General features: G+C 69.5%; 1 protein-coding gene and 1 pseudogene. Both read right to left on the reverse strand.

What is annotated here, in order from left to right; genetic code table 11:
* Positions 1-392: 392 nt before the first annotated feature.
* Positions 393-956, reverse strand: coding sequence for an elongation factor P hydroxylase (locus tag G7A99_RS18935; RefSeq protein ID WP_018717815.1), 564 nt, complete (start codon positions 954-956; stop codon positions 393-395).
* A pseudogene (locus tag G7A99_RS18940) lies at positions 953-1,888 on the reverse strand (molecular chaperone HtpG); the annotation flags it as partial. The gene G7A99_RS18935 and the pseudogene G7A99_RS18940, both read right to left, overlap by 4 nt.

Below are 1,888 nucleotides of genomic sequence, written 5' to 3' on the forward strand. Positions count from 1 at the left end.
TCCCCGCCGCCGCAGGCGGTGAGCAGGGCGGCCATGAGCAGGGGCCAGACGATGAGGGGGGTCGAGCGGCGTGCTGTCATGCTGACACGCCGGCGGGCCCGGGGATGCCCGGCTTTCCGTGACCGCCCCCGGCCGGTCCCGGCGGTGCGGTGTGTCGTGTCGGCGAGGAACCGGACAACCCGGGCGGGATGCCCGTGAAGGAATCGTCAGCCATGTGCCACCTTCCCTGGTCAAAAGCCGAAGTGCATCAACCCGCGCGATAATGCGCCTTCCGCCTTCCTGGCGGTGCGTACCGGGCCAGGCTTGCCCGGTCCGGGCGATATCAGCCTACCTCAGTACTTTCCGGTTGCCGAGTCCGGAATGCGGATCACTCACACCGCAACCCAACGCGATCATAAACGAGGAAGATCCGCGGGCAGCTCGATATGACCGCCGTAGCGGTCCTGCAGGCGGATGGCGAAACGCCGGGCCCGCGGCGGGAGTCCGTCGCGGAGATACACCGCCAGGGCGTCGCGGACGGCGCGGCGGAAGCCGTCCGGATCACCGGGATCGCCGTCCAGATTGTCGACGCTCACCCGGAAGGGTGCATCCGCGGCCATGCTGAAGGCCCACTCCAGCGCCTGGGGGCGGGCCTCGACCCGCTCGAACTCGGCCTGGGTGACGGCGTCCCGTCCGTCCCCCTCGTACCAGTAGCCGTAGTCCACCAGCGCCCGGCGCCGGGGTCCGGCGATGCACCAGTGCGCAATCTCGTGGAGCGCGCTGGCGAAGAAGCCATGGGCGAAGACCACCCGGTGGTACGCACACGTGTCGTCCGCCGGCAGGTACAGCGGCTCCTCATCGCCGCGCACCAGCCGGGTGTTCTCCGGGGCGAACTCGTCGTCGAACAGCCGTATCAGCTCCGCCGGGTCGTGGCCGCCGGCATCCGCCGACGGCCACGGCTGCCCGGTGCCGCTCACGCCGGCGTTTCCAGCAGACGGTTGACCCGCTGCACGAACGCCGCCGGGTCCTCGAGCTGGCCGCCGCCGGTAAGCTGGGCCTGGTCGAAGAGCAGCTGCGCCCAGTCGTCGAAGCGCGCATCCTCGCCGCCGCCCTCGAGCCGCTGGATCAGCGCGTGATCCGGATTGATCTCCAGCGCCGGCGCCCCCTGGGGCATCTCGTGGCCGGCGGCCTTGAGCATGCGCTGGAGGTTCATGCCGAGCTCGTAGTCGCCCACTACCAGGCAGGCCGGCGAGTCGGTGAGGCGGTCGCTGACACGGACCTCGGAGACCCGCTCGCCCAGCGACTCCTGGAGCTTCTCGGTGAGCGGCCTGAGCGCCTCGGCGCGCTCCTCGCGGGCCTGCTTCTCGGTCTCGTCCTCCAGCTCGTCCAGGTCCAGCTCGCCCTTGGCGACGGACTGCAGGGGGTAGCCCTGGAACTCGTGGAGATGGCTCGCGAGCCACTCGTCGATGGGCTCGTGGAGCAGCAGCACCTCGACGCCCTTCTTGCGGAAGATCTCCAGGTGCGGACTGTTGCGCGCCGCGTTGAAGCCCTCGGCGGTGACGTAGTAGATGTGCTTCTGGCCCTCGCGCATCCGCGCGACGTAGTCCGCGAGGGTGACGTCCGCCTCCTGTTTCGCCTCCTGGGTGGAGGAGAAACGCAGCAGTCCGGCGATGCGCTCACGGTTGCCCGAGTCCTCGATCACGCCCTCCTTGAGCACCGAGCCGAACTGGGACCAGAACGTGGCATAGTTCTCGGGCTCGTCCCGGCTCATGCGCTCCAGGGTGTCGAGCACCCGCTTGACCGAGGCGCCGCGGATGCGGTCGATGAGCTTGTTGTGCTGGAGCAGCTCGCGGGAGACGTTGAGCGGGAGGTCGTCGGAGTCGATCACGCCGCGCACGAACCGGAGGTA

The organism is Arhodomonas sp. KWT (genome assembly GCF_010993615.1).